The 22,457-nt window shown below is 62.8% G+C and carries 24 protein-coding genes; 12 read left to right on the top strand and 12 right to left on the bottom strand.

The annotated features are described in order from the left end of the window. Positions 1-141: 141 nt before the first annotated feature. The 12 genes from lpxK to D9R12_RS01970 all read right to left on the bottom strand — a co-directional run bounded on the left by lpxK (position 142) and on the right by D9R12_RS01970 (position 11,311). Positions 142-1,155, bottom strand: coding sequence for a tetraacyldisaccharide 4'-kinase (gene lpxK, locus D9R12_RS02025; protein ID WP_122227353.1), 1,014 nt, complete (start codon positions 1,153-1,155; stop codon positions 142-144). Continuing rightward, positions 1,152-2,906 (bottom strand): lipid A export permease/ATP-binding protein MsbA, encoded by a 1,755-nt coding sequence (msbA, locus tag D9R12_RS02020; RefSeq protein ID WP_014160642.1) that lies wholly within the window; start codon positions 2,904-2,906, stop codon positions 1,152-1,154. Before msbA ends, lpxK begins: the two co-directional genes overlap by 4 nt. Further along, positions 2,903-3,325: an ExbD/TolR family protein gene (locus D9R12_RS02015; RefSeq protein ID WP_043291116.1), complete on the bottom strand. Its 423-nt coding sequence runs from the start codon at positions 3,323-3,325 to the stop codon at positions 2,903-2,905. Before D9R12_RS02015 ends, msbA begins: the two co-directional genes overlap by 4 nt. A gap of 10 nt (positions 3,326-3,335) precedes the next feature. Then, positions 3,336-3,965, bottom strand: a complete 630-nt coding sequence (locus D9R12_RS02010) for a MotA/TolQ/ExbB proton channel family protein (protein ID WP_014160644.1) — start codon at positions 3,963-3,965, stop codon at positions 3,336-3,338. A gap of 9 nt (positions 3,966-3,974) precedes the next feature. Next, positions 3,975-6,389, bottom strand: coding sequence for a DNA internalization-related competence protein ComEC/Rec2 (locus D9R12_RS02005; protein ID WP_170159116.1), 2,415 nt, complete (start codon positions 6,387-6,389; stop codon positions 3,975-3,977). Positions 6,390-6,913: 524 nt separating this feature from the next. Beyond that, on the bottom strand, positions 6,914-7,471 hold the full coding sequence (locus tag D9R12_RS02000; protein ID WP_122227346.1) for a 2'-5' RNA ligase family protein: 558 nt from the start codon (positions 7,469-7,471) through the stop codon (positions 6,914-6,916). Positions 7,472-7,545: 74 nt separating this feature from the next. Further along, positions 7,546-7,887, bottom strand: coding sequence for a RidA family protein (locus D9R12_RS01995; protein WP_014160648.1), 342 nt, complete (start codon positions 7,885-7,887; stop codon positions 7,546-7,548). 126 nt (positions 7,888-8,013) lie between these two features. Then, a complete protein-coding gene (locus tag D9R12_RS01990) occupies positions 8,014-8,655 on the bottom strand; it encodes a zinc-binding dehydrogenase (RefSeq protein ID WP_211327647.1) in 642 nt (213 codons plus the stop codon). Between the two features lie 49 nt (positions 8,656-8,704). Continuing rightward, the gene (locus D9R12_RS16225; protein WP_122227343.1) at positions 8,705-9,061 is read right to left on the bottom strand and encodes an alcohol dehydrogenase catalytic domain-containing protein; all 357 of its coding nucleotides are present in this window, start codon (positions 9,059-9,061) and stop codon (positions 8,705-8,707) included. Between the two features lie 19 nt (positions 9,062-9,080). Then, the gene (locus D9R12_RS01980; RefSeq protein WP_210538965.1) at positions 9,081-9,575 is read right to left on the bottom strand and encodes an aromatic-ring-hydroxylating dioxygenase subunit beta; all 495 of its coding nucleotides are present in this window, start codon (positions 9,573-9,575) and stop codon (positions 9,081-9,083) included. After that, positions 9,575-10,897, bottom strand: a complete 1,323-nt coding sequence (locus tag D9R12_RS01975; RefSeq protein ID WP_122227340.1) for an SRPBCC family protein — start codon at positions 10,895-10,897, stop codon at positions 9,575-9,577. Before D9R12_RS01975 ends, D9R12_RS01980 begins: the two co-directional genes overlap by 1 nt. Before the next feature lie 81 nt (positions 10,898-10,978). Further along, positions 10,979-11,311, bottom strand: a complete 333-nt coding sequence (locus tag D9R12_RS01970; protein WP_014160651.1) for a non-heme iron oxygenase ferredoxin subunit — start codon at positions 11,309-11,311, stop codon at positions 10,979-10,981. A gap of 757 nt (positions 11,312-12,068) precedes the next feature. Here D9R12_RS01970 and D9R12_RS15525 point away from each other — a divergent pair. From D9R12_RS15525 to D9R12_RS01915, 12 genes are all read left to right on the top strand, one after another. After that, the gene (locus D9R12_RS15525) at positions 12,069-12,275 is read left to right on the top strand and encodes a hypothetical protein (protein WP_147475037.1); all 207 of its coding nucleotides are present in this window, start codon (positions 12,069-12,071) and stop codon (positions 12,273-12,275) included. A 372-nt stretch (positions 12,276-12,647) separates the two neighbouring features. Next, positions 12,648-14,228, top strand: coding sequence for a class I adenylate-forming enzyme family protein (locus D9R12_RS01965; protein ID WP_122227337.1), 1,581 nt, complete (start codon positions 12,648-12,650; stop codon positions 14,226-14,228). Next, the gene (gene paaI / locus D9R12_RS01960) at positions 14,225-14,728 is read left to right on the top strand and encodes a hydroxyphenylacetyl-CoA thioesterase PaaI (RefSeq protein ID WP_122227334.1); all 504 of its coding nucleotides are present in this window, start codon (positions 14,225-14,227) and stop codon (positions 14,726-14,728) included. The genes D9R12_RS01965 and paaI overlap by 4 nt, the downstream gene beginning before the upstream one ends. After that, positions 14,721-15,071, top strand: coding sequence for a non-heme iron oxygenase ferredoxin subunit (locus D9R12_RS01955; RefSeq protein WP_244919610.1), 351 nt, complete (start codon positions 14,721-14,723; stop codon positions 15,069-15,071). The genes paaI and D9R12_RS01955 overlap by 8 nt, the downstream gene beginning before the upstream one ends. A 546-nt stretch (positions 15,072-15,617) precedes the next feature. Beyond that, positions 15,618-15,974 carry a 2Fe-2S iron-sulfur cluster binding domain-containing protein gene (locus tag D9R12_RS01950; protein ID WP_210538968.1) on the top strand — a complete coding sequence of 119 codons (357 nt, stop codon included), beginning with the start codon at positions 15,618-15,620 and terminating at the stop codon, positions 15,972-15,974. A 90-nt stretch (positions 15,975-16,064) separates the two neighbouring features. Further along, a complete protein-coding gene (locus D9R12_RS01945) occupies positions 16,065-17,009 on the top strand; it encodes a catechol 2,3-dioxygenase (protein WP_014160656.1) in 945 nt (314 codons plus the stop codon). 192 nt (positions 17,010-17,201) lie between these two features. After that, complete coding sequence (locus D9R12_RS01940; protein ID WP_122227328.1) at positions 17,202-18,656, top strand: 2-hydroxymuconic semialdehyde dehydrogenase; 1,455 nt, start codon at positions 17,202-17,204, stop codon at positions 18,654-18,656. Between the two features lie 2 nt (positions 18,657-18,658). Further along, positions 18,659-19,441: a 2-oxopent-4-enoate hydratase gene (dmpE, locus tag D9R12_RS01935; RefSeq protein ID WP_014160658.1), complete on the top strand. Its 783-nt coding sequence runs from the start codon at positions 18,659-18,661 to the stop codon at positions 19,439-19,441. A 24-nt stretch (positions 19,442-19,465) separates the two neighbouring features. Beyond that, entirely contained in the window at positions 19,466-20,254 is a 789-nt protein-coding gene (gene dmpH / locus D9R12_RS01930) for a 2-oxo-3-hexenedioate decarboxylase (RefSeq protein ID WP_014160659.1), read from the top strand. A gap of 23 nt (positions 20,255-20,277) precedes the next feature. Next, entirely contained in the window at positions 20,278-20,469 is a 192-nt protein-coding gene (locus tag D9R12_RS01925) for a 2-hydroxymuconate tautomerase (RefSeq protein ID WP_014160660.1), read from the top strand. 136 nt (positions 20,470-20,605) lie between these two features. Next, positions 20,606-21,436 (top strand): alpha/beta fold hydrolase, encoded by an 831-nt coding sequence (locus D9R12_RS01920; RefSeq protein WP_014160661.1) that lies wholly within the window; start codon positions 20,606-20,608, stop codon positions 21,434-21,436. A gap of 364 nt (positions 21,437-21,800) precedes the next feature. Beyond that, positions 21,801-22,433, top strand: coding sequence for a TetR/AcrR family transcriptional regulator (locus D9R12_RS01915; protein WP_170159103.1), 633 nt, complete (start codon positions 21,801-21,803; stop codon positions 22,431-22,433). The last annotated feature ends 24 nt before the right edge of the window (positions 22,434-22,457 follow it).

Here is a 22,457-nt window from a genome sequence, read left to right as displayed (position 1 = left end):
GCGCCTCCGCGCGGGTTGCAGGACACACCATCCAGATGGATGGCGTAGTGGCAGCGCGGACCAGTTTAAAGGGCCACGTCTGTAGGCTCCGGGCAGTGCGTCGCACGCCATGAGGGCCACAGGCAACGCCGGCGCGGCCGCTCAGCGCCTGCTGCCGCGGCCGGCGGCCGGTTCGCGCAGCAGCTGCAAACGCGCTTCGAGCGCGACCCAGAACGCCTCGGGCAGTTCAGCATCGATCGGCACGCTGTAGCTCCACGCGCTGGCGAACGGCGCGCACTTGACTGCGTCCTTTTCGGTCATCAGCACCGGCAGCTGACTGCCGAACTGCAGATCCTGCGCCGTGTAGGCGTGGTGGTCGTCAAAAGCATGCGGCACCACGCCGATCCCGTAGTCGCGCAGCATGTCGAAGAACCGTGCCGGATTGCCGATGCCGGCCACCGCATGCACGCGATGCCCGCCGAAGGCGGTGAGCGGCAGGGGCTTGCCGCCCGCCAGCGGGACCGCACCCTCCGGACGCAAGGTCATCGGCCATTCGCCGAAGCCCGCGCTGCCACCGTTGACCACCCGGAAATCGCAGCGCGCTGCCCGCACGGCCGGTTCACGCAGCGGCCCGGCCGGCAGCAGGCGGCCATTGCCATAGCGACGACGGCCGTCGATGACCTCGATCTCCAGGTCGCGACGCAAGCGGTAATGCTGCAGGCCGTCGTCGCAGACCACGATGTCGCAGCCAGCTGTCGCCAGCGCCCGCGCGGCGGCCACCCGATCGCGGTCCACGCGCACGGGCACGCCGGTACGACGTGCGATCAGCACCGGCTCATCGCCGCCTTCTGCCGGCGTGGTCTGCAGCTCCACCCAGCGCGGGGTGGCTTGATCGTGGCGGCCGTAGCCACGGCTGGCCACGCCCGGATTCCAGCCGGCAGCGCGCAGGCGCTTGACCAGGGCGATGGTCAGCGGGGTCTTGCCGGTGCCGCCGACGGTGAGGTTGCCGACCACGATCACCGGCACCGGCGCGCGCTTGCGGCGCAGCAGGTGCAGACCGAACAGGCCGGCGCGCAGCTTCAGGGCGCCGGCGTAGACCGGTTCGAGCAGGCGTGCGACCGGCGGCACCGGGGCGCCGTCGAACCAGTGGCGCGGGGTCCGCGGGGCCTTGCTCATTGCGCTTCGCGGAACTGCGCACCATGCAGCTGCGCGTACAGCCCACCCCTGGCCAGCAGCTCGGCGTGGGTGCCCTGCTCGACCAGCTTGCCGTGATCCAGCACCAGCACCTGGTCGGCGTGTTCGATGGTGGACAGCCGGTGGGCGATGACCAGGGTGGTGCGGTCGGGCATCAGCTGGGTCAGCGCATCCTGGACCAGGCGCTCGGATTCGTTGTCCAGCGCAGCGGTGGCTTCGTCCAGGATCAGGATCGGCGCGTCCTTGAGCATCGCCCGGGCCAGGGCCAGGCGCTGACGCTGGCCGCCGGAGAGCCTGCTGCCCTTGACCCCGATCGGGGTGTCCTTGCGCTCCGGCAATTGTTCGATGAACTCCATCGCGTGCGCATCGCGCAGCGCCTTGTCCAGCGCCTGCGGATCGGCCGAGCGCATCTCGCCATAGGCCACATTGGCCGTGACGCTGCCATCGAACAGCATCACCTGCTGGCCGACCAGCGCGATCTGCCGGCGCAGGTCCGCCAGCGCGTACTCCTGCAGGGGCACGCCATCGACCAGGATCTGGCCGCCTTCCGGCTCATAGAAACGCGGGATCAGCTTGATCAGGGTGGATTTGCCGCTGCCCGAACGCCCGACGATCGCGGTGACGGTGCCGGGCCGGGCGACAAAGCTGATGTGCTCCAGTGCCGGTTTGGCCTGGCCGGGGTAGCGCGCGCTGACGTCGCGGAACTCGATCATCCCCCTGGCGCGTGCCAGCGGGCGCAACCCGGTGTCCATCTCGTCCGGCGCGTCCAGGACCGAAAACAGGCGCTCGGCCGAGGCCACCCCGCGCTGCAGGACGTTCTGCACGCTGGTGAGACTCTTCAACGCGGGAATGATGCCGATCATCGACACCATCAGGCTGACGAAGCCGCCGGCGGTCAGGCGGCCAGCGGCCGCTTCGTGCCCGGCCAGCAGCAGCAGTCCAGCCAGGCCGATCGCGCCCATCATCTGGACCAGGGCCGAAGACAGGCCGCGGGTGGCTTCGACCTTCATCGCCAGGCGCAGATTGTTGTCGGCCAGGGTGGCGTAGCGCCGCAGTTCCTCGGGCTGGGCGCCGTAGACCTTCACTTCCTGCTGGTTGGACAGGGTCTGGTCGGCCGCCTGCAGCAGCTGCGCGCCGCTTTCCTGGATGCGGTGGCTGACCCGGCGGTAGCGCTTGGCGACCTTGTTCATCACGAAGGCCAGCGGGGGGGCCAGCACCAGGACCGAAATGGTCACCTGCCAGCTGATGTAGAGCATGATGCACAGCGCGCCGATGACCTGCAGCGACTGCTGGACCATGGTCTTGAGCGCATCGACTGCGGCCTGGGCGACCTGGTCCGAATCCGAACCCAGGCGCACCAGCATCGACGGCACCGGCTCGGCATCGAAGCGCGAACCGGGCAGGCGCAGGTACTTGCCCAGCACCCGCACGCGCAGGTCGCGCGCCACGCTGCGCGCCGCGCGGCCCATCGACATGTCGGTCAGGTAGCCGGCGATGCCGCGCACCAGGAACACCGCGATGATGGCCGCCGGCAGCCAGGCGGCAAACTCCATGTTCTTGGAGACGAAGGTCTCATCGGTGATCGGCTTCATCAGCCACAGGAACAGGCTGCTACCGGCGGCTTCGACCAGCGCGGCCAGCGCCGCCAGCACCAGCAGGCCACGATACGGCTTGGCAAAGGTCAGCAGCCGGCGGTAGGTCTTCCAGGCCGAGCCGTTGAAGGCTGCATTCACTTGGCCGGCTCCGGCGCGGTGGCGATGGACACGCGCTTGAAGTTCAGCTGGGCCAGCGCGTCCAGCGCGGTCACCACGGCCTGATGCGGGGTGCGGGCATCGGCACGCAGCATCACCGGGCGATCGCGGTCGTTGCCGGCGGCCTGGGCGATGGCCTGCTTGAGCGCATCGACATCGGTGCGCAGTACCTCGCTGTCGCCGACGAAATAACGGCCTTCGGCATTGACCAGCACGCTCAGCGCCCTGGCCGGCGCCTCGGACGCCTGCTGCGAGGCCGAGGGCAGCTGCAGCTGCAGGGTCGAGCGCGCGTCGAAGGTGGTGGTGATCACAAAGAAGATGACCAGCACCAGGATCACGTCGATCAGCGGGATCAGGTTGATCTCCGGCTCGTCGTGGGCGCGGTCGTCGCGGATGCGCATGCGGCGCAGCTCAGGCTTGGGGCCGCGCGGCGGCGGCGTTGCGCGCTTCCAGCGCATCGGACAGGGCCATGGCCTGCTGCTCCATCTCGATCACATAACCGGTGACCTTGCCGCGGAAATAGCGATGGAAGATCAGCGCCGGGATCGCCACCAGCATGCCGGTCGCGGTGCACACCAGCGCCTTGCCGATGCCGCCGGCGAGCTGGGTCACATCGCCCACCCCGTGGTCGAGAATCCCCAGGAACATCTGGATCATGCCGATCACCGTACCCAGCAGGCCCAGCAACGGCCCGGCCGCGGCGATGGTGCCCAGGGTGTTGAGAAAGCGCTCCATGCGATGGACCAGATGGCGACCGGTATCCTCGATGCGCTCGCGCACGACATCGCGCGAGCGGTGGCGCACGTCCAGCGCGGCGGCCAGCAGCGCGCCCAGCGGCGAGGTCTGGCGCAGCGATTCGATGTGCGAGGGCTCCAGGTTGGCCGACAGTGCCCAGCGGCGGACTTCCTCGCCCAGGCCCGGCGGCAGGATTTCCTTGCGACGCAGGCTCCAGAACCGTTCCACCACGATGGCCAGGGCCAGCACAGCCAGCAGCAGCAGCGGGATCATGGGCCAGCCACCCGCCTTCACCAGTTCCAGCACGTTCAATCCTTACGGCACGCCGGGCCGTGTAGTTGCAGGCCGATAGGATAGCCCAGCCGCCCGTTTTGCCTGGACCGCGTCCCACAGCCGCGGCTTCCAGCGCCGGCGCTCGCGCACGGCCAGGCCGTCGGCGCGCAGCCACACGCCCAGTGCGCCGCTGTCGGCGGTATTGAGCACTTCGGCCCCGGCGTGTTGCCAGCGCCGCACGATCTGCGGGCGCGGATGGCCAAAGCGATTGCCGTAGCCGGCCGAGACCAGCGCCAGGCGCGCACCGGTGGCCTGGACGAAGCCCGGATCGGACGATTTCTCGCTGCCGTGGTGCGCGACCAGCACCACTTGCGCGTGCAGCTTGCCGGGCTTGCGCGCGAGCAGGTCGCGTTCGATCACCTGGCCGATGTCGCCGGCCAGCAGCGCCGCGCCGTGCGCGGTGTCCACCCGCAGCACGCAACTGGCCTCGTTGCCCAGGTAGGGAAAGCCGCGCGCCGGATGCAGCACCTCGAAACGCACGCCGTCCCAGTACCAGGCCTGGCCGGCGCGACAGGCGCTCTGCAGCGGCACCGGCGCGCCCGCCGGGCTCAGTACTTCCAGCACCGGCAGGCCCAGCCGCACTGCGCCCAGGCCGCCGGCATGGTCGGCATCGCCGTGGCTGACCATCACCCGGTCCAGCCGCGCCACCCCCAGGGCGTGCAAGGCCGGCACCACGACCCGCTCGCCGGCGTCGAAGCCGTCGGCCACGGCCGGGCCGGTATCGAACAGCAGCGCGTGCGCGCGAGTACGGACCAGCACCGACAGGCCCTGGCCGACGTCGAGCACGGTCAGGGTCGCCTCGCCCACTGCCGGCCGGTCGGTGTCCGGCCACAGCAACGGAAGCCACAGCAGGGCCGCCAACGCCTTGCCGGGTACACCACGCGGCAGCAGCAGCCAGAACGCGCCGATCAGGGCCAGCGGCAACGCGTACCACGCCCCTTCGGCCAGCCACCACAGCGCGAAGCGGCTGCGCGCCATCCACCCGAACAGCTCCCAGCTCGGTGCAAACGCATGCCCGGCCAGCGACCACGCCCAGCCGCCCCAGCCGGCGTGCAGCGCCTCCAGCGCGGTCCCCAGCAACGCCAGCGGCACCACCACCAGACTCCACCAGGGGATCGCGACCAGATTGGCCAATGGCCCGGCCAGCGAGGCCTGGCCGAACAGCACCACCGTCAGCGGCAGCAGCCCCAGCGTGGCCACGCCCTGCGCGGACAGGAACTGCCGCAGCAGCGGCGCGTCGCTGCGCGGCAGGCACCACAGCAGCCAGCCGACGCCGGCAAAGCTGAGCCAGAAGCCGGCCGTCAGCGGCGACAGCGGATCGGCCAGCAGGACCGCGATGGTGGCCAGCGCCAGAGATTGGGCAGCGCTGGCACGCCTTCGCCCGCACCGAGCCAGCGCCACCACCGCGATCATCAGCAGCGTGCGCACGGTCGGCAGCGAGAACCCGGACAGCACCGCATAGCCGGCGGCCAATGCCATGGCCGCCACGCCCGCCGCCATCGCCCGCGGAAAGCGCCGGCCCAGGCGCGGAAACAGACGCCAGAGCCCAGCCGCCAGCAAGGCGCCGAAGCCGGCCACCAGGCCGACGTGGAAGCCGGAGATCGCGATCAGATGAGTCAGGCCCGCGGCCCGCAGCGTGCTCCAGTCGGCATCATCCAGGCCGCCGGTATCGCCCAGCGCCAGCGCGCGCACGAACCGCTGTGAACCGGCCGGCGCCTGCGCAGCAATCCGTGCCGACATGCGCGCGCGCCAGCCATCGACCCCGGCCGCGGTGGACAGGGCTCGCGCCTGCTCGACCTGGCGCACATAGCCGGTCGCGCTCACCCGCCGCGACAGCGCATGGCGCTCGCTGTCGAAGCCGCCCGGATTGGCCAGCCCCCGCGGTGCGCGCAGCCGGACCACCAAGTGCCAGCGCGCGCCGGCCTGCAATTGGGTGCGCGGGCCTGGCGCGGTCGCGCCGAAATCGTCGTACCAGGCCAGCTGCAGGCGCCTGCCGCAGCCTGGCGTCTGCGCGCCGGGGCAGGCATCGGTGACAAAGTCGAACCGCGTGCGCCGGGCTTCGGCCTGTGGCAGGCCGGCGATGCGCCCTTCGATGACCAGGTCGCGCCGTTCCCAGCGCTCCGGCAGCTGCGCCGACAGCGCCCAACTGGACTGGACGCCGGCCAGCGCCAAGCCGGTCAGCACCACGCCCAGGCCGCGCCCGGGCATCGCCCCGCAGCGCCACCACAGCACGGCGCCGAGGCCCAGCATCGGCAGCAGCCATCGCAGCGATGGCAGCGCCGGCAACAGCAGGCATCCGCACACGCCGACCAGCAGCCACAGTGCGGCCCAGGCCCCGAACGGCGCCAGATGCACCGCGGACGCGGCCCGGCACAACGTGCGGATCCGCTGCCACATCCGTCCGGCACCGCGTGCCCGCGCCTGGGTGATCGCCATCGAAGGCCTCCTGCCATATCGATGCCACAGCATGCGCAGGCACGGCAGACCGTGCGATCGGCGCAGGCCGCGCCGGCGCGTGGGGAAAATCCGAATCGCCCGCCCCGGATCACGCGGGCCATCGCGTTGCAGCGCCAGCACCGCCTGCAGCACCGCCATCGCCTGCATGGGGCTGGGACCGACCCGCCGGCTGTTCTTGGCAGCGATGCTGCCCAAGGCGCCATGGGGCCTGGCGATGCCAACCCCGCAATCGCCGATGCCCCCGGCGAATGTCCGACTTCGAGCATGGCCCGCTACGGGGCACCAACAACAGCGTTAGCGCTACGCCTGGTTGCTGTCGCCGGTGCTCTTCGGCGCGGTGACCTCGACCCCGGTCGGACCGCAGCCAGTCTGCCTTGCATTGCCACCGCGTTCCTGATCGCCGCCGTCGTGCTGGCCGCGGCGGCGGTCATGGCCCAGGTCGGCGGACGCCGGTCGCTGCCGGATCACGCCAGCGACCAGCGCCCCAGTTCCTGGTAAGGCGCGTCGCCCGCCCCGCGCAGCAGGACGACGGTATCCAAGGCCAGACGCACCGGTGGGCAATTCACCGGCGCGACGCGGCGACCGTCGTTGTGGCCAAGGGTCAGGTGCGGATGGAACGCCGGCGCCCTGGCCAGCAGCAGCCGGTTGAGCAGGGCCGCACGGCGCACGCGCTGCTCCAGCTCGGCCAGCGCGCGTGGGGTCTGCGAGGCTGCCAGCACCAGCGAATTACGGCCGAACACCGCCACCTGGTCCAGTGTCAGCACGAAGGACTCGCCCTGGATCGTCGCCATCGCCCGCCCCGCACCGGCGACCAGCGAGGGAATCTGCTCGTCCATCGGCTGGCCCAGGTAGAGCAAGGTCACATGGCGCTTGGCTGCCAAGATGGGTTTCATCCGGCCAAAGCGCGTGGCATGCAGGCGCGCGGCTTCGTCAAGCGCCGCCTGGTCGCTCGCGGACGGCATCAGGGCGAAGAACAGGCTCAGCAGTTGCGCATCGGGCCGGGCGAAGAGGTCGTCGTGCATCACCTTCGAAGACTCCCCAAGAGGCGCTGCGACCCGCTGGCGGGGTGCTCAGCCGCATCCAGCTCGGGACCGCATCAGACCGCAGCGGTAATGATGATCTCGACCTTCCATTCCGGCCTTGCCAACTGCGCCTGCACGGTGGCGCGGGCCGGGGTGTGGCCCGGGGCGACCCAGGCTTCCCACTCGGCGTTCATGCCGGAAAACTCAGCCAGGTCGGCCATGAAGATCTCCGCGCGCAGGATCCTGGACTTGTCACTGCCGGCCCTGGCAAGCAGCGCATCGATCTCGGCAAGCACCTGGCGGGTCTGGGTGCCGATGTCTCCACCGGATTCGGCAATCTGACCGGCAAGGTAGGCCACGCCGTTATGCACGGTCATCTCGGACATGCGGGGACCGGAATCGAAACGCTGGATCATGCGAGGACACGCTCGTGAGGAGGGAAGCGCGCAACGCTACCGGCCCGTCATGCTCCTGCCAAGAGACTCCTGCGCGACTGGCTGGAAGGGACGCTCACGCTCGTGCGCCAGCTTCAGCACCATAACTCAGGCACATGCGCCATTGGGCTCAAACAGGATTTTTAACGACTTTCCATTCAAGGCCATTTCAAACGCATCCTGTGCATCGGAAAGGGCCACGCGATGCGAAACAAGCGAAGACAAGTCGACACGCCCGTTGGCGAGGAGAGTTGTTGAACGTTCCCAGGTTTCGAAAAGGCGTCTTCCATGAAGCCCACGGACCACAAGTCCCTTGAAGAGCCACTCTTCCAGGTTGAGTGAAATCTCCTGCGAGGGAACGCCCATCAGCCGCAGCTCACCCCCCTGAGTGATGGATTGAATAAGCGCTTTCAGTGCCGACGCCTGCCCAGAGTAGTCAATCGCGACATCGACCCCTCTCTCACCGAGCAATGAGCGCACCGTCTCGTAAACACTGTCATCAGCTGCATTGACACATTCGTCGGCCCCCATCCTGGCTGCCGCGGCCAGGCGGAGCGGATGGACATCCGTAGCAATCACCTTGCTTGCGCCCAATGCCCGGGCAGCTGCAATGTTCATCAGTCCGATCGGCCCGTAACCAGAGACAAGGACATTCAATCCCGAGACCCCGGAACCCTCCATGCTGGCGTGTACCGCCAGTCCAAAAGGCTCCATCATGGCCGCCTGCAGTGGAGAGATTTCAGGCGGCACCGGCCAACACACACTTTCCGGAACCATGACGAACGGGGCAAACCCCCCGTCAAAGTCGACGCCTGGATAGCGCGTATGAGGACACACATTGGGCCCAACCACGTCGACAGGTGTAGCAGACTCCACAAGGAAGATGGCTCTCCAGACTGACTCGCATTCCGGGTCGCAGGCCCTTGACGTCCGAACCGACCTGTTCAACCACCCCACTGATCTCGTGACCGATGATGGTCGGCAGTTTCATCCGCTTCGCAAAGTCGCCCCACTTGTAGATCAGCAGGTCAGTACCGCAGATTCCAGCTGCCTCGACCTTCACCAATACGTCGCTGCCGCGGGCCTCCTTTGGCGCAGGCACATCGTCTACAGACAGACCCCCATGCCCGGCGGTAATTTTTCTTATCGCCAACATCACGCCACCCGCCCAAAGGTCAAATGTTATAGATATCGAGCACAGTGGGAATCAAATCATTCATCACAATGACTTTCTTGGCCCCGATACGGAACTCGCTTCCATCTTCGATAAGATGGTAATGGTAGGCTCCGTAAAACGTCGTGGTTTCTCCATTCTTGAAAGCGTGGCTGACCCAGTTCGCAGTCACTCCATACCCTCCCGATGCTTCAGTGACCTGGATATTGCTCACAATATGACAGGTTCTGGGAAGCGGTGTCGACGCCGAGGAGAGGCCCGTACGGATCCTGAATACACGATCCTCCAGCCCGCTGCGACCACTATAAAATATCAGCGACATTTCACTCTGAGGATCGGTTGTCGTTTCGTGCTCCGAATCCCACGCAGGCACCCAAAACTCCACCCCCTCATCAAACAGCGACAGCCACTTATCCCAGTCCCGGTCATCCAGATAACGTATCTCTGCAGAAATAAAATCCTGCACGCGCATCCGCGCTTCCAACGCAACAGCCATTACTGCTCTCCTTCAAGCCCCATGAGTTCCAGCCACCTGGCGTGCTGCGCCAGGAAGATCCCTTCATCTTCGATTTTTGCACCACTACTCGCCGGACTGATGCCCAATTCTTTTGCGAGATCGTCGGGGCCCAAGATTTCATGACTCATGCCTCTGGACATGTCGCTCCAGCGAACCACATCATGCGCCCGCGAACCCTTCTGGACCTCGGAAAACTCCGTCAGGTCATCGGGAGTTGCCATGCCACTGGCATTGAAGAAATCCTCATACTGCCTGATCCGATGCGCACGAGCCGCTGGCGCCTCCCCCTTGGGGGCAAAACAGTAGATCGTCACTTCCGTCTTATCCACCGCCAAGGGACGAAATACCCTGATCTGACTGCTGGTCTGGTCCATGAAAAACACGTTGGGATAAATGAGCAGATTTCTCAACCTGCCGACAGCCCACTCCGCCTTTGCCTCGCCCATGCGCGACTTGAGCTCGTCCTTCACAGGAAACAGAGGCCTATCCTGAGGATTTGTCCAGTCCGACCAGATAAGGGTATGACCGTTCTTCAAGTCATAATAACCACCCCGGGCATTCGGGAGGTCTCCCACATTCATGGCCTTCGTCTTCTGACCCTTGGTGGTGGAACTCGCCCGGTTTTTTAGGGTCTGAACATAGTTTGCATGAGTGGCCGCAACATGATAACCGTCAACCCCGTTCTCGGCCTGAAGTTTCCAGTTGCCGTTGAAGGTGTAGGTTGAGCTCCCCTTGAGGACCTCCAACCCGCTGGGCGACTGCTCCACCAGAATATCTATGAATACCTTCGCATCCGCAAGGTAATCTTCCAGCGGCTCCGCCTCTTCATTCAGGGTTACGAAAATAAAACCCTTGTAGTTCGCAACCGCCAAACGCCTGAGGCCGAGGGCCTTCTTTTCGAAGCCATCGGGGTAGCCGGCGTCTTGCTCATTCATCGGGGCGATCAAGGAACCGTTATCGTCAAATGCCCAGCCGTGAAACGGGCAGACAAAATTTGCACGCGTTCCCTTGGAAACGCGGCACAGCGTTGCGCCTCTGTGCGTACATACATTTACGAACGCATTGATTTCGCCGGCCTTGTTGCGGTTGATAATGACCGGCACGCGGCCGACCCACCGGGTAACGAACGAGCGAGGCTTGGCGATCTCGCTCTCATGGGCGCCATAGACCCAGACCTTTTCCCAGATCCTGGGAAACTCAAGCTCGAAAAGCTCGGGGCTCGTGAATATCTCACGACTGACCCGTCGTGGCCCGGATTCAGCTTGATCCAGGAAAGGGATCGTCTTTTCCAACATGTTCATTTGTCTACTCCATTATCAATGAGTTGAAGCGCGTTCAAGTGCAAAACCCCCGCCACCTGCAACACAAAAACCGCAAAAAAATCAACTTAAATCAATCCAGACCGAATTATTTATAATCCTGGTCCTGTAGGTTTTGATCGGCACCACACAAGGATATTTGCATGCGGCGCCACTTCTGACGTCAAATGTCCCGCCATGGAACGGACAACTCACCTCTCCATTCGAAAATAACTCTCCGTCCGATAGAGATGCATCACCATGCGTGCACGTATCGTCGATGACAAAGAACTCGTCGCCCAATCGAAACACTGCCAACGGGGGAGCCCCCTCTCGCTCGACCTTTGCGCCAAAATCCTCCTCCACCTCGTCACACGCGATCAGTTCTACCAGGTTCTCTTGTTCAATGTGTCCCATGAATCTCAGTCCCATCAGCCATTTACGCCGGCGACAGCATGGCAATGCTTACAAGTTAGGTACCGCACCATCCCGCCACGTACAGGCCTTAACGGGACGGGGGGCTCGCGTGCAGTCGTCTCTAGAGGAACCTTATCATTCCTCACTCGGCTGAGCTATATTGCACTGCAGCAAAAATGAGGCGGCCGCCCGCTATCGCGTGCTTGGACGCGCGACCCAGGGCGCCCGGAGCAAAATTACGTCCTCGCCAGCCCGAATCTGGGCACCCCGCCCCCGGCCCCGGTGGAGCGCCAGATGCAGATCTTTAGGCGCCGACCCGCATCATGACGCGTCGGCCACGCCGGCGAGAAGCGTTTTATACCGTAAGCTTTTGATTTCATTTAAAAATTGTACGTTTAAGGGATTCCGGGAGACCGCTTGACACCGCCGGAAAATTGTTAGTACCATTAATACCAATCAATTGGTATGTTTGCGCACTCGGCGCCGGTTGTTTCGCTATCGACAAAACCGGGCAAGACGAGAAGTGCATTGGGCATTGGAAGGTGGTGTCCCTCCCCTGCTAGCCCAGCGAGGGGTCTGGATTGCCTGATCCGCACGAGGAGCGCACGCCGGGCTTGAAAAGTACAATGGGTTGTCCTAAAGACCTAAAGAAAGGTGGCAGGCTCTCATTGGCGGCTGGACATTTTTCACTTTTCCACCGAAGTTCGGAGGGAGCAAGTACCAGCACCGCACGACTGGCCGGGAGGAAGCCTGCGTGGTGCTCAAGAGCGACGAATCGACCGCTATCCTGTCCAGCCGCTGTGCGCGCTGCGGCAGCATGATGCGCAGCGGCAGAAGCGTGAAAATGAAGTTTCTGATTCGCGCGCAGCGGGGTTGGGTGCACGGACTGGACCGAGACCTGCTTGATCCGCTCGGCATCGAGGCCTCCCAGGAACCTGTCAATGATTCATGCTTGCCGCCCTGATGACCGGCTAGGTCTCCTCGGCGATCATTTGGGTGAGGGCTCTTCCTTGACGCGACGATTAACTCTGGAGAGGCGCCGGGCCCGTAACCATCAGCTGGAGGCGCGCCACAGATACGAAGGTACAGTAGAAATAATAAAAATATAGCGTCCACCGATTTTGAACTCCCAGCACGAAGAGGGTGTCCAGATCCCGTATTTCGCGGGTTCGATGGAAGTCGCTGAAGCGCCTTGGTTGCTGGTGAGCCTGGCAGAGACCGGGCAAAAGGAGCCAATGGGAAAGTTGGCAGCAGTGCGGCTGGAGACCAGTGGCTTGATTTTCAGTGATCCCATAAATATTCGCCGAGACAACAAAGAACAGGAGACGAGACCTTCATGCTTTATCTACGCCAGATGATCAAGCGCTGCGCCAACAACTACCCAACCAAAGTGGCGTATTACTGTGGGGACCATAAAGCCACCTGGAAGCAGATGAATGAGCGGTCTGACCGCTTTGCAGTCGCCTTGCAAAACATGGGGTTCGGCAAAGGTTCGACCGTCTCCATCATGACGCTTGAATCCATCGAGGTGTATGAGCACTTTTATGCCTGCATGAAGATGGGTGCAGCAAGGGTCGGCGTCAATACACAATACGCATGGCCAGAAATGAAGCATGTTCTCAAGAACAGCAAGACGCGAGTTTTGCTGGTCGATGCACGCGTTAAGAGCATGGTTGTAGAACATCGCGAGGAGATCGAAGATCTCGGCATCACACTGATCGGATATAATGGTGAGCACGACTTTTCATTCGATTATGAAAAGCTGCTGAGCGAAGCGACGGGCGAGCCCGAATGGCCGGAACTCGCACCAGACGACCTGCTGCTCATCAGCTATACCTCCGGAACCACCGGCGTTCCCAAAGGCGTGATGCTGACGCAGCGAGGCGGCTCCGACTGCGTCATTCACTCGGTGATTTCGTTCGGCTTTAACCCGGATGATGTCTGGTATATGCCCGCCGCATCCGCCTGGGTGGTGGTCCTCATGAATTGCTATGGCCTCGGCAACGCCATGACCACGGTGATTCCTGACGGTTCCTTCAAGATTGATACCTACCTGCGCGATGTCGGGCGCTTCCGCGTGACGGTGGGTCTGCTGGTGCCGACGATGATCCATCGCGCGATCACCGAGTACCAAACCGGCCAATACGACATGTCGTCGATGCGGGTGTTGGTTTACGGCTCGTCACCTGCCACGCCGAAGCTTATCCGCGACGCACGCGAAAGCTTCAAGGTCCAGATGATCCAGACCTATGCGCTGACCGAGTCAAGCGGCGGCTGGGTCACGTTTCTCACCGAGCAGGACCACAAACTCGCGCTTGAATCGGAGCCGGAGCTGCTGAAGTCAGTCGGCCGCCTGGGCCTCCATTTCGACTGTTCGATCCGCGACGAGGAAGGCAGGCCAGTGCCCCCCGGTACCAAGGGTGAGATCTGGCTGCGCGGCACGACCATGATGAAAGGTTATATGGGCATGCCAGCGGAGACCGCCGAGGTATTGAAAGACGGCTGGCTGCGCACCAACGATATCGGCCAACTTGATGAACGCGGTTATCTGTACCTGCTTGACCGGCAGAAATTCATGATCATCACAGGCGCAGTCAATGTGTTCCCAACCACCGTCGAAGCGGTGCTGGTCGACCATCCGGCGATTCTGGAAGTGGCAGTGGTTGGCGTGCCCCACCCTGAATGGGGCGAGGCTGTCGTGGCAGTGGTCAATCGGCGGTCCACGCACCAGGACGCGACGGCCGCAGACATCATCGCGTTCTGCAATGGCAAGCTGAGCAAGCAGGAAACGCCAAAACATGTAGTATTTGTCGATGAGTTGCCAAAGACTTCGAACGCCAAGGTCAAGAAAGCGGAAATAAAAAAGTGGCTGAGTTCCGAAAAAGGTCTGGTGCCCTGGAACACGGAGATTGAATGAAACAGAACACCAACGAACCTGCGGCCACGGCCGCCACTGCGGGCCAGTCGCATGCCGACGCACTGGCCAAGCGATGCATCGCCAAGCTGCGTTCCAAAGATCGCGTATCGGAGGGTCTCGGCATTACAATCGAGTCGGGTGGTCCAGGACGTATCGCGCTGTCGATGGCGGTAACCGAGGAAATGTTGAATGCCTATGACACTTGCCATGGTGGTTACATTTTTACCTTGGCGGATGCGGCTTTTGCTTATGCGTCGAGCACCCGCAACAATGCCGCCGTCGGCTTAAACTGTCATATTGATTTCATGCGTCCAGCGAAAAAGGGCGATCACTTGTACGCACATTCGGAAGTGACCTACGTCGGCCGCACCACTGGCACCACCTTGGTGAAGGTCGTTGATCAAAACAACCGCCAGATCGCGGAACTGCATGGCCGTTATTTCAACGTCGGACAGGCCGTTCTGGATGACGAGGCAAGCTTCGGAGACACGAGTGCCTGATCAAGCAAACAAGCAGCGCGAATTGACTTTTCTTGCGCAGACTGCGGATGTCCAGCCGGATTGCGGCACCCTGGTGGAACTGGCTGGACGAGCGCCGATCGCCGTCTTTCGCCTGGGCGACGAGTTCTTTGCAACGGACGATACTTGTACGCATGGTGCAGCGTCGCTTTGTGACGGCGAGATTTTCGACGGCCAGGTTGAATGTCCTTTTCACGGCGGCACGTTTGATATCCGCACCGGCGCCGCAACCACATTTCCCTGTACCAAGCCACTGGCTGTCTATCCAGTCGTGGTTGAAAACGGCCGAATCTATGCACGCCTGGACAGCGAAGATGGAAGCTGAGAGATCGAGCAGGCGTCCATGACATCACACGGGTGAGGCCGAAAATTTTTGAGGCAACCCTGAACGATTTGAAGGTCGGCGGTGCGGTGGGTCAACCGAGAGACTGGTGGCCCACACACAGGAAGGTGCCGCTGAAGCCTCAGACTGGCGATGGCCGTCGGTCGGGGTGTCGGCCTGGAACTGAATTACAGTCGTGCCCGAGGGACGGGTTCCTGGACATGCTGAACCGGCCGTGGCCAGCCGTGTTGCGCTGGTCGATCCGTCCTGTCCGGAGCGCAGCACGCCCATCGATTAGCCTGGAGCGCATGCAGCCGATCAGTCTGGCCGACTTCCCCTGCTCAGGTTGGCCGAAGCAGGTACGCGGTCGTGCATGACCGCCTGGCCGCCTCGGATTGGATAACGCCGAACCGCGATCGGCGCCCCGTCCGGGGGCCTGATCAGGAGCGGCGGTGCGGTGGAAATGGTGCGTCTCACCGATATGGGGATCACATTGAAGCGATGGGTGCTAGCATGAACGAGTCACATTCACGGGCAGTGGAGGGTTGCATGCCGGCGCCGAGCCAAGCCGTTCCCGCAACTTACCAGATTCATATCGTGGACAACGATGCGGTCTATCGTTGCTCGGCCGATGAAACGCTTTTGCAAGGCATGGCGCGTCTGGGTAGGAAGGGCATTCCGGCGGGCTGCCTGAATGGCGGCTGCGGCGTGTGCAAGGTCGCGATCCGCAGCGGCAAGGTAAACAAGACCGGCCCGATGAGCCGCGTTCACGTCAACGAGCAGGAAGAGGCGCAGGGAATCGTGCTAGCTTGCCGGGTCGCGCCAGCCAGCGCCATCGAAGTCGAAGTGGTTGGAAAATTGAAGAAAGCGATCACACGCAGCCCCTGGGGGGCGATCGTGACATGAGCAAATTGCACCCGCCGATTTCAGCTGCGCTGGGCGGGCCGGGGTTTGGGTCGTAACTCGCGTAACCAATAGAGCCTGAGGAGATAGAAAATGGGTGTGATGAGAATAGGTCATGTTGCCCTCCGCGTGATGGACATGGAGGCGGCGCTCAAACATTATGAAAATGTCGTGGGCATGAAGGTCACGCACAAGGATGACCAAGGCAATGTCTATCTGAAGTGCTGGGACGAGTGGGACAAGTACTCGGTGATCCTGAGCCTTGCCGACCACGCCGGCATGAACCATGTTGCCTACAAGGTCGAAAGCGACCAGGACCTGGATGTCTTTAGGACCGCCATCGAAGCCAAAGGCGTCAAGACCGAGTTTCTGAAGGAGAATTCGCTGCCTTTCGTCGGCCGTATGCTGAAGTTCAACCTGCCGAGCGGACACGACATGCGCTTGTATGCGCAGAAAGAATGTGTCGATACCGATGTCGGCTCCACCAATCCTGATCCCTGGCCGGACGATTTGCGCGGCGCCGGCTCGCATTGGCTCGACCATGTGTTGCTGATGTGCGAATTGAACCCGGAAAAAGGCATCAACAAGGTCGAGGAGAACACCAGATTCTTCAAGGAAGCGCTCGGGTTTTTTCAGACCGAACAAATCCTGGTCGGCCCAGGCGGATCGATCCAGCTGTCCTCATTCCTGTCGTGCTCCAGCAAGCCACATGACATCGCCTTCGTCGGTGGCGATCGTCCAGGCCTGCATCACGTGTCGTTCTTCCTCGATTCGTGGCACGACATCCTCAAGGCTGGCGACATCATGGCCAAGAACCGCACCCGCATCGACGTGCCGCCAACCAGGCACGGCCTCACGCGCGGTGAAACCATTTATTTCTTTGACCCTTCCGGCAACCGCAATGAAACCTTCGCCGGCCTCGGATACCAGGCGCAACCCGACAAGCCCGTCATTACTTGGACCGAAGACCAGGCGGCACGTGGCATCTTCTACCATACCGGGGTGCTGGAGGAGAGCTTTACCAACGTCTACACCTGATCGCGGCGGTGCGATTGCGCTTTCCGCTCCCAGCAAGCTTGGCGCGGGAAGCGGCGTCAGGCGGGATGTCGAACCGCCAGCGAGGCGCTGGGAACGGCGTTTCGGGCGGGTCCGAGCGGCCTTTGAACTATGCGCACAGGCAGGCTTGCCTGCGGCGGTCTGGCTTGCGGCCGGACAGGTAAGGAGCATCAAGTGAAAGAAGTCTTGAATTTCATCAACGGTGAGTACGTCAGCACCGGCAAGTGGTTCAACAAGACAGCACCCTACGACGGCCAGATCATTGCACGCGTCAGCGAGGCCGGGCGTGGTGAAGTCGATGCTGCCGTGCGCGTGGCGCGTGAAGCGCTGCATGGCCCATGGAGCAAACTGGCAGTCGCGGAGCGCTCGGAAATGCTGTACGCGGTGGCCGATGAAATCACGCGTCGCTTCGAGGATTTCGTCGAGGCAGAAATCACCGACATGGGGCAGCCCGAGCACTTCGTGCGGCATGTTGACGTGCCACGCGGCGCGGCCAATTTCAAGGTGTTCGCCGACGTGGTGAAGAATGTACCCAGCGAGTTCTTCGAGATGGCCACGCCCGACGGACGCGGGGCATTGAATTACTCGCTGCGTCGCCCGGTCGGGGTGGTCGCGGTGATTTGTCCGTGGAACCTGCCGTTTCTGTTGATGACCTGGAAACTCGGCCCGGCCATGGCATGCGGCAATACGGTCGTTGTCAAGCCATCGGAAGAAACGCCGCAGGCGGCCGCCCTGCTCGGCGACGTGATGAACAAGGTCGGCGTGCCGAAGGGTGTCTTCAATGTGGTCAATGGCTTCGGCCCGGATGCGGCCGGCGAATTCCTAACCACCCATCCGCAGGTCGGCGCCATCACCTTCACCGGCGAAACCCGCACCGGCGCGGCGATCATGAAGGCTGCGGCCGACGGAGCAAGACCAGTCTCGCTGGAAATGGGCGGCAAGAACGCGGCGATCGTGTTTGCCGATTGCGACATGGATGAGGCCATTGCCGGCACGATCCGCTCCACGTTCGCCAATTGCGGACAGGTTTGTCTGGGCACCGAACGCATCTACGTGGAACGACCGATCTTCGAGACCTTCGTCAACCGCTTGAAAGAAGCGGTGGAGAAAATGAAACCGGGCGCGCCTACCGATCCATCGAGTGGCCTCGGGCCGCTGATCTCCCAGGAGCATCGCAACAAGGTGCTGTCGTATTACGCGAAGGCGCTGGAGGAAGGTGCCACGTTGGTGACCGGCGGTGGCATTCCGGACATGCCCGATGCGCTCAAGGGCGGCTCGTGGGTAGAGCCGACGATCTGGACCGGCTTGTCGGATACGGCAGCGGTGGTGCGCGAAGAAATCTTTGGCCCATGCTGCCACATCGCTCCCTTTGACAGCGAGGAGGAAGTGATCCGGCGCGCCAATGACAATCCGTACGGGTTGGCCTCCGCAATTTGGACCACCAACCTGCAGCGCACGCACCGAATGGCAGCGGCGATCGAGGCCGGTATCGTCTGGGTCAATTCCTGGTTCCTGCGCGATCTGCGCACGCCCTTCGGCGGCGCCAAGCAATCCGGTATCGGCCGCGAAGGCGGAGTGCATTCGCTCGAGTTTTATACCGAACTGAAAAACGTGTGCATCAAACTGTGACCATGGACAAGACACTGATTACATCGCTCGGCGATGAGCTTTACCAGGCGCTGATGACCCGCAGCATGTGCGAGCCGCTGACCACCCGCCATCCGGAAATCACCATCGAGGACGCCTATCAGATCCAGCAGCGGATGATTGAACGCCGACTGCAGGCGGGCGAGAGCATCGTCGGCAAGAAGATCGGGGTCACCTCACATGCGGTGATGAACATGCTGGGCGTGTTCCAGCCGGACTTCGGCTACATGCTTGACGGCATGATCTACAACGAGGGCGAGGCGATCGATATCGGCACCCTGATCCAGCCCAAGGCCGAGGGCGAAATCGCCTTCATCCTGAAAAAGGATCTGATGGGTCCCGGCATCTCAAACGCCGACGTGCTGGCTGCCACCGAATGCGTGATGCCATGCTTCGAAATTGTCGACTCGCGCATCCGCGACTGGAAAATCAAGATCCAGGACACGGTGGCCGACAACGCATCCTGCGGGGTGTTCGTGCTCGGTGACAAGGCGGTCGATCCGCGCAAGCTCGACCTGTCGCTGTGCGGCATGGTGCTTGAAAGGAACGGCGAGATCATCGCAACCGGCGCTGGCGCCGCTGCCCTGGGCTCCCCGCTCAACGCCGTGGCATGGCTGGCCAATACCATGGGCCGCCTGGGGATTCCATTGAAAGCCGGTGAGGTGATCCTGTCCGGCGCGCTTGCCGCGATGTTCCCGGCAAAGGCCGGCGACAACTTTCGCGTCACAATCGGTGGCCTGGGCAGTTGCTCGGTCCGGTTCAGCTGACAAACGCGCTCAGGAGAATGCACCATGATGCTTGACCAGGACACCATCGCAAAGCTCGCTGCCCATCTCGAAGACTGCGAGCTGAAGGCGAAGGATACGCTGAAGATCACCAACGATCATCCCGAGATGGATTGGGAAGATGCCTATGCGATCCAGGATGAGATCCGCCGCCGCAAGATCGCGCGCGGCAACAGGATTGTCGGGCTCAAAGCGGGGTTGACCTCGCACGCCAAGATGAAACAGATGGGCGTGGAAACCCCGGTGTTCGGCTTCATGGCCGACTACTATGCCGTGCCGGAAGGCGGCGAGTGCAAGGTGTCCGACCTGATTCATCCCAAAATCGAGCCTGAGATCGCCTTCGTCACCAAGCGCGCCTTGAAGGGGCCTGGGTGCCACATCGGCGCCGTCCTGGCGGCCACCGACTTTGTCTTGCCGGGCATCGAAGTCATCGATTCGCGTTACCGGGATTTCAATTTCGACCTGAAAAGCGTGATCGCAGACAACACCTCGGCCGCACGCTTCGTGGTCGGTGGCCAGGCCGTGCCAGCCAGTGAAGTCGATCTGCGCACCGTGGGCATCGTGCTCGAGAAGAACGGCAAGCAAGTGGCATTCGGGGCCGGCGCTGCGGTGCTCGGCCACCCCGCAGCGGCGATCGCGATGCTGGCCAACCATCTAGGTGCGCGCGGTGAGGAACTCCCCGCCGGAACGCTGATCCTGTCCGGCGGCATCACCGAAGCGGTTGCGGTCCAACCGGGCGACGCCGTCACCCTGCGCGTGCAAGGCATGGGCAGTGTCGGCATGCGCTTTGTCTAGCTTTCATTGGGAAGGAATTGATCATGCCGTTCGCGCAAGTGTATTTGCTGGAAGGCCGCACCGAGCAACAAAAGCGGGCCGTGATTGAAAAGGTCACACTCGCGCTGACAGAAGCGCTGGGCGCGCCAAAGGAAAACGTGCGCGTCTGGATTCACGACGTACCCAAGGAAAACTGGGGAATCGCCGGCGTCAGCGCAAAGGATTTGGGCCGCTGACACAGCGCCCTCGGCCTGGCGCAGGCTCGCGCCGGGCTTCATTGCAACATCGAACGAAATGATCCCGCGCCGGGGCGGATGACGCCGGCGTGCGAGCACAACCGGTTCAAGCGACCTGAGACTGAGGAGACAAAGCATGAGCACCAATCCGGAAGTCGGCAAATCGATTTCTGCCAACGGCATCCAGACCAACTATCACGACCAGGGCAGCGGTACGCCGGTGGTGCTGATTCACGGCTCGGGGCCCGGCGTCACGGCCTGGGCCAATTGGCGCTTGACGATCCCGGCGCTGGCTTCGCGCTTTCGCGTGCTGGCGCCGGACATGGTCGGATTCGGCTACACCGAGCGGCCGCAGGGCGTGCACTACAACATGGACACCTGGGTCAGCCATGTGCTCGGCTTCCTGGATGCCCTCGAGATCGACAAGGCGCATGTGATCGGCAATTCCTTCGGCGGCGCGCTGGCGTTGGCGCTTGCGATTCGTGCGCCGCAGCGCGTGGGCCGGCTGGTGCTGATGGGAAGCGCCGGCCTCTCCTTTCCGATCACCGAGGGGCTGGACCGCGTCTGGGGCTACACGCCTTCGCAGGACGCCATGCGCCAGATGCTCGATATCTTTGCCTACGACCGCTCGCTGGTCAACGATGAGCTGGCTCGCATGCGCTACGAAGCCAGCATCCGGCCCGGCTGCCAGGAAGCGTACTCGCAGATGTTTCCGGCGCCGCGCCAGCGCAGCGTCGATTTGTTGGCCAGTCCGGAATCCAGCATCAGTGCATTGCCGCAGCAGGCGTTGATCATCCATGGACGCGAGGACAGGGTCATCCCGCTGTCGAGTTCCTACAGGTTATTTGAGCTGATCCAGAAATCCCAACTGCACGTGTTTGGTCAGTGCGGACACTGGACACAGATCGAGCATACGGCCCGATTCAACCGTCTGGTCAGCGATTTCTTTGCCGAAGACGAAGCTTGATCTTGACAGCGCGCATCTTGCGATCGGGCTGACCTCCGAGTGGCGTACAAAGGACCAGTTCCTGCGTACGTCACGCGTTCTCGATGGAGAAGCGTGAGGGATGCGCGTTCGTATCACCTGTTCCATGTACGCACCCGATTGGATGTGGATTTCCTGAAGCGGAAGATTGCGGTGCAACCTGCAATGTGTCCAGAAACTTAAGGGAAGGTGCAGCAATGGTGGCCGTGAGTCCCTGATGGGTACTGGGGCACTTGGCTTGTTTGTGTTTGGTCGTGGACGCTTGCCACAACAGGAAAGAGGCAATCAATTGGCTAAAACGATAAGTGCGAAGCGACAGGAGCGTAGAGCGCCGGCATCCGGCGAGGTGCAGGAGCGCCAGCCGCTGACCCGGTATCACCAGTTGATTCGTGCGGCCGGAAAGTTGTTCGAGGAGAAGGGTTATCAGGGCGCCAGCGTGCGCGACATCACCCATGCGGTCGGGATTACTTCAGGCAGCTTCTTCTATCACTTCGCGACCAAGGAAGATGTGCTGTTCGCGGTGCTGGAAGGCGGCATGACCGAAGGCCTGCAAGTGGTCGCAAGGAAGCTGGACGGCGCGCGCACCCCGCGCGAGCGCCTGCATGCGCTGATATCCGGCCATCTGGAAGCGCTGCATTCCGAGTACAGCTATGCGCACAAGGTCTGGCTGCGCGAATGGCGCCAGATCTCGCCTGAAAAACGGCTGCCGCTGGAAGCGCTTAGCCAGACTTATCGCAATGTCTGGCTGAGTGTGCTCCAGGAAGTCAAGAGCGAGGGATTGATCGCCACCGACACCGCGCTCTTCCGCAGGAATGCGGTCGGCGCGCTCAACTGGACCATTCACTGGGTTCGCAATCCGACACCGGAACAGTTGCGGCGCCTGGCCGACGACTTCGTTTATGCGCTTTTGAATGAAGCCAGACCGGACGACGCCGTCGTGGCGGGACCAGCCATGGGTGGCGCCGAACCCGCCCGTTGACGCCGATGGGCCTGTCCGCCGGCG

Source organism: Pseudoxanthomonas spadix, assembly GCF_003703395.1.
In the GTDB taxonomy this organism is placed as follows: domain Bacteria; phylum Pseudomonadota; class Gammaproteobacteria; order Xanthomonadales; family Xanthomonadaceae; genus Pseudoxanthomonas_A; species Pseudoxanthomonas_A spadix.
This window is presented reverse-complemented; position numbering and strand designations above follow the sequence as displayed.

Excerpts from the sequence above, each read along its gene's own strand:
- lpxK (WP_122227353.1), bottom strand. The coding sequence starts at position 1,155 with ATGAGCAAGGCCCCGCGGACCCCGCGCCACTGGTTCGACGGCGCCCCG.
- D9R12_RS02015 (WP_043291116.1), bottom strand. The coding sequence starts at position 3,325 with ATGCGCATCCGCGACGACCGCGCCCACGACGAGCCGGAGATCAACCTG.
- D9R12_RS02005 (WP_170159116.1), bottom strand. The coding sequence starts at position 6,389 with ATGTGGCAGCGGATCCGCACGTTGTGCCGGGCCGCGTCCGCGGTGCAT.
- D9R12_RS02000 (WP_122227346.1), bottom strand. The coding sequence starts at position 7,471 with ATGCACGACGACCTCTTCGCCCGGCCCGATGCGCAACTGCTGAGCCTG.
- D9R12_RS01995 (WP_014160648.1), bottom strand. The coding sequence starts at position 7,887 with ATGATCCAGCGTTTCGATTCCGGTCCCCGCATGTCCGAGATGACCGTG.
- D9R12_RS16225 (WP_122227343.1), bottom strand. The coding sequence starts at position 9,061 with ATGTTGGCGATAAGAAAAATTACCGCCGGGCATGGGGGTCTGTCTGTA.
- D9R12_RS01980 (WP_210538965.1), bottom strand. The coding sequence starts at position 9,575 with ATGGCTGTTGCGTTGGAAGCGCGGATGCGCGTGCAGGATTTTATTTCT.
- D9R12_RS01975 (WP_122227340.1), bottom strand. The coding sequence starts at position 10,897 with ATGAACATGTTGGAAAAGACGATCCCTTTCCTGGATCAAGCTGAATCC.
- D9R12_RS01970 (WP_014160651.1), bottom strand. The coding sequence starts at position 11,311 with ATGGGACACATTGAACAAGAGAACCTGGTAGAACTGATCGCGTGTGAC.
- D9R12_RS01965 (WP_122227337.1), top strand. The coding sequence starts at position 12,648 with ATGCTTTATCTACGCCAGATGATCAAGCGCTGCGCCAACAACTACCCA.
- paaI (WP_122227334.1), top strand. The coding sequence starts at position 14,225 with ATGAAACAGAACACCAACGAACCTGCGGCCACGGCCGCCACTGCGGGC.
- D9R12_RS01950 (WP_210538968.1), top strand. The coding sequence starts at position 15,618 with ATGCCGGCGCCGAGCCAAGCCGTTCCCGCAACTTACCAGATTCATATC.
- D9R12_RS01945 (WP_014160656.1), top strand. The coding sequence starts at position 16,065 with ATGGGTGTGATGAGAATAGGTCATGTTGCCCTCCGCGTGATGGACATG.
- dmpE (WP_014160658.1), top strand. The coding sequence starts at position 18,659 with ATGGACAAGACACTGATTACATCGCTCGGCGATGAGCTTTACCAGGCG.
- dmpH (WP_014160659.1), top strand. The coding sequence starts at position 19,466 with ATGATGCTTGACCAGGACACCATCGCAAAGCTCGCTGCCCATCTCGAA.
- D9R12_RS01925 (WP_014160660.1), top strand. The coding sequence starts at position 20,278 with ATGCCGTTCGCGCAAGTGTATTTGCTGGAAGGCCGCACCGAGCAACAA.
- D9R12_RS01920 (WP_014160661.1), top strand. The coding sequence starts at position 20,606 with ATGAGCACCAATCCGGAAGTCGGCAAATCGATTTCTGCCAACGGCATC.